The following is a 4,020-nucleotide window of genomic DNA, read 5'->3' as shown; positions in this document are numbered from 1 at the left end:
CACCTTGGCCCAGCCGCCGCCGCACCACGCGATCGCAAGGGGTCGCGGGGGCTCGGAGAGGTGTATCAGAGACCGGGCGCGGTCCTCGTACGCCTCGTGGGGAACGTCGGCCAGGGGGTCGGCGTCGGCGTCGTCGGCCTTCGGCGCGGTGCCGGGGGCCTTCCCGGGGGCCCTGTCGGGGGTTCTGCCCCGGGCTCCTGCGCGCGCGGCGACGGCGGAGGCCGGGGCGGCCTGCGCGAGCGGGCGGACGGTGGTCGCCGGGCCGGCCGGGGAGGCGGCGGCGGACGCGGCGGGGGCGGCGGGGGACAGCGCGGCGGCGGCCACTGCGGCCCCGGCCAGCCAGCGCTGCGCGCGGAGGCGTTGAGTCACGGGGAGCCCCTCCCGTCCCGAGCAGCCGAGATGTTGTGCTCAGGTTTACATAGTGGGGCAAAGCGGGCATCCCGGGCGCCCCATGAGGGTCACCCGGGATGTCAGATGCGTCGTGCGGACTACTCCGGATTGCCGGTCGACACGGTCAGCGTGTACTCCGTGCCTTCCTTGTCGATCTTGTCGCCGGGCCGCGGGGTCTGGTCGAGGACGGTGTCCTTGCCGTAGACGGCCTCGTCCTTCTCGACGATCTTGTACTTGCCGCCCGAGGCCTGGATGCACTCCTTGACCGAGAGCAGGTTCTTGTAGCGCAGGTCGGGCGCCGTGTACTTGGTCGCGTCGCTGAAGTACTTGACCGGGTCCTTGCACTTGGCCGCGTCGATCGTGCGCGAGGTGTCCGGACCCTTGTAGCCGGTCTTGGCCGAGGAGGACGCGGAGGCGGCGGGCGAGGCGGAACCGCCGCCCGCCTTGTCCTTGTCCTTGTCGCCGCCGCCGTTCACGACGGCCGCGATCAGACCGCCGACCGCCAGCAGCGCCACCAGGACCGCGCCGACGACCACCGGCATGTTCCGCTTGCCGCCGCCCGCGCCGACCCGGGTGGACGGGCCCGTGCCGCCCGACGGCGAGATGGTGAACGGCGGCGGCGTCTGCGGTGCGTACTGCTGCTGGTGCGCGACCTGCTGCTGCGGCGGGTACGCGTACCCGCCCTGACCGTGCGGCTGGGCCGCCGGCGGCGGGGTCTGCGGGGCGTAGGGCGACGGCGTCGGGGTCGGCGCGTACGGCTGCTGCACCGAGTGGGCCGGCGGCGCCTGGAACCCGGAGTCCACCGGGGGGAACACGGCCGAGCCGACACCCGCGCCGCTCGACCCCGTGTGAACGCCCGGGACGATGGCCGGGGCGCCGGTCTGGCCGGCCGACAGCACCCGCGCGATCTCGTCGCGCATGGCGGCGGCCGTGGGGAAGCGCTCGTTCGGGTTCTTCTTCAGCGCGCGCGCCACCAGGGCGTCCATCGCCGGGCTGACCGACCGGTTGATGGAGGACGGGGCGACCGGCTCCTCCTGCACGTGGGCGTAGGCGATGGCCAGCGGGGAGTCCGCGTCGAACGGGATCCGGCCGGTCAGCAGCTGGAACAGCATGATGCCGACCGAGTACAGGTCGGAGCGGGCGTCCACGGCGCGGCCCAGCGCCTGCTCCGGCGAGAGGTACTGGGGGGTGCCGACGACCATGCCGGTCTGCGTCATCGAGGTGACCCCCGACTGCATGGCGCGGGCGATGCCGAAGTCCATGACCTTGACCACACCGCGCCTGGTCATCATCACGTTGCCGGGCTTGATGTCGCGGTGGACCAGGCCCATCTCGTGGCTGACCTCCAGCGCGGCCAGTACGTCGGCCGTCACCTTCAGCGCCTTGTCGGCGGGCATCGCCCCGTACTGGCGGATGTCCGCCTCCAGCACGGAGCCGAGCGGCTGGCCCTCCACGTACTCCATGACGATGTACGGCATCACCGCGGCGTCGCCCGCCCCGGGATCGCTGAACGTCACCTCGCCCTCGCCCGTATCGAATACCGAGACGATGTTCGTGTGCGACAGTTTCGCTACAGCCTGGGCCTCGCGGCGGAAGCGCTCGCGGAAGGACTGTTCGCGGCCGAGGTCGCTGTGCAGGGTCTTGATGGCGACCTGGCGGTCGAGGGCCGAGTCGTAGGCGAGGTAGACGGACGCCATGCCGCCCGCACCGAGCAAGTCCCTTAGCTGGTAACGGCCACCGGCCAGAGAGCCGCCTGCGTACTGGCCCTGAGTGCCGTCCTGGCTCATGACTGTTGCTTCCCCTCGGGATGTGTCCCTACGCGTCTGGCTGAGCGCATGTCGCGCCCAGTCTGCCGGAGGGCAAGCACACGTCAAGCCGGGTACCCGTTCCGTGACCACACCCGTACACACGCGGATGTCCGGACGGCGACCTGTTGCGAGGCTGTAGCGTTCATCGGAGCACACGGAAAAAGGACCTACCGCGAAGCGGCGGCCGAGAGAGACGACGGCGAGGACTGATGGCACCCGAACCCGAGGGAAACGGCGCCGGGATGGCCGACGGTCCTGAGCATTGGGGCGCCGGCGGCCTGGTCGGCGACGGCCGCTACCGGCTGACCCACCGCCTGGGCCGCGGCGGCATGGCGGAGGTGTTCGCCGCCGAGGACGTCCGGCTGGGCCGGACCGTCGCGGTGAAGCTGCTGCGCGCCGATCTCGCGGAGGACCCGGTCTCCAAGGCCCGCTTCACGCGTGAGGCGCAGTCGGTCGCCGGGCTCAACCACCATGCCGTCGTCGCCGTGTACGACTCCGGCGAGGACAAGGTCGGCCCCAACACGGTGCCGTACATCGTCATGGAGCTGGTCGAGGGCCGCACCATCCGCGACCTGCTGATCAGCGCCGAGGCCCCGGGCCCCGAGCAGGCGCTCATCATCGTCTCGGGCGTGCTGGAAGCCCTCGCGTACTCGCACCAGCACGGCATCGTGCACCGTGACATCAAGCCCGCCAACGTGATCATCACGGACGCCGGCGCGGTCAAGGTGATGGACTTCGGCATCGCGCGCGCCCTGCACGGCGCCCAGTCGACGATGACCCAGACCGGCATGGTCATGGGCACCCCGCAGTACCTGTCGCCCGAGCAGGCGCTCGGCAAGGCCGTCGACCACCGCTCCGACCTGTACGCGACCGGCTGCCTGCTGTACGAACTGCTCGCGCTGCGGCCCCCGTTCACCGGTGAGACCCCGCTCTCGGTGGTCTACCAGCACGTGCAGGACGCGCCGGTGCCGCCCTCGCAGCTGCCGGAGGGCCACCAGATCCCGCAGGAGCTCGACGGCCTCGTCATGCGCTCCCTCGCCAAGGACCCGGACGACCGGTTCCAGAGCGCCGAGGAGATGCGCGGGCTGGTCCAGTACGCGCTCCAGATGCTGCACGACCAGGGGCCGAACACGGGCACCTGGAACACCGGCCCGGTCACCATGGCCCTGCCCCACGGGCGCGGCGGTGCGCAGACCACGGCGATGCCGATGGGTCCGGCGGGCGGGCAGCAGAACTATCCGGCGCACGCCACGACCTCGCAGTTCCAGCAGCCGATGGTGCCGCCGCTGAACCCCGACGACGGTTCGGCCTTCCCCGGCGGGGGCGGGTACGACAACCACGGCCACGGCGGTGGACCGGGCGGCCAGGGCGGCTACGACGGCTACGAGGACCGCGGCGGCGGCCGTTGGAAGCTGTGGCTGTTCGCGGTGCTGGCGATCGTCGCGATCGCGGGCGGCGTGGCGTACGCCGTCAACTCGGTGTCGCACAAGAACACGGACGACAACACGCCGAAGACCGTCCAGAGTTCTTCGAGCAGTCAGCCGAGCACCCCGTCCGAGCAGCAGAGCACACCGCCGCGGGAGACGCCGTCGACGCATTCGTCGGACGACTTCACGCCGAGCCCGGGCCGCAGCAACAAGTACACCCCGAGCGCCAGCCCGTCGACGTCGCCGTCGTTCTCCCCGTCGCCGTCCGCCTCGAAGGCCTCGCCGTCGGCTTCGAAGTCGGCCTCGTCCTCGCCGTCGAAGTCGAGCGGAACCGGTGGGGGCGGGTCCACCCCCGACCCGCTGGGCGACGGGACCTAGAGCGCGCAACGGTCGGG

General features: G+C 71.8%; 2 protein-coding genes and 1 pseudogene. 1 reads left to right on the top strand and 2 read right to left on the bottom strand.

Going from position 1 to position 4,020, the window contains the following annotated elements; translation table 11 throughout:
• Together ACFXA3_RS27955 and ACFXA3_RS27950 are read right to left on the bottom strand one after the other, a co-directional pair.
• Positions 1-369, bottom strand: a pseudogene (locus ACFXA3_RS27955) (hypothetical protein); the annotation flags it as partial.
• Between the two features lie 119 nt (positions 370-488).
• Positions 489-2,177, bottom strand: coding sequence for a protein kinase (locus ACFXA3_RS27950; protein WP_385191204.1), 1,689 nt, complete (start codon positions 2,175-2,177; stop codon positions 489-491).
• 230 nt (positions 2,178-2,407) lie between these two features.
• Between ACFXA3_RS27950 and ACFXA3_RS27945 the strand changes: the two genes are divergently transcribed.
• The gene (locus ACFXA3_RS27945; RefSeq protein ID WP_385191202.1) at positions 2,408-4,003 is read left to right on the top strand and encodes a protein kinase; all 1,596 of its coding nucleotides are present in this window, start codon (positions 2,408-2,410) and stop codon (positions 4,001-4,003) included.
• The last annotated feature ends 17 nt before the right edge of the window (positions 4,004-4,020 follow it).

It is taken from the genome of Streptomyces sp. NPDC059456, from assembly GCF_042750055.1.
Lineage (GTDB): Bacteria > Actinomycetota > Actinomycetes > Streptomycetales > Streptomycetaceae > Streptomyces.
The sequence above is the reverse complement of the archived record's forward strand: the minus strand, read 5'-3'. Positions and strand labels throughout refer to the sequence as shown.

What these genes read in the sequence shown, in the direction of transcription:
- ACFXA3_RS27950 (WP_385191204.1), bottom strand. Translation starts at nt 2,177, where the DNA reads ATGAGCCAGGACGGCACTCAGGGCCAGTACGCAGGCGGCTCTCTGGCC.
- ACFXA3_RS27945 (WP_385191202.1), top strand. Translation starts at nt 2,408, where the DNA reads ATGGCACCCGAACCCGAGGGAAACGGCGCCGGGATGGCCGACGGTCCT.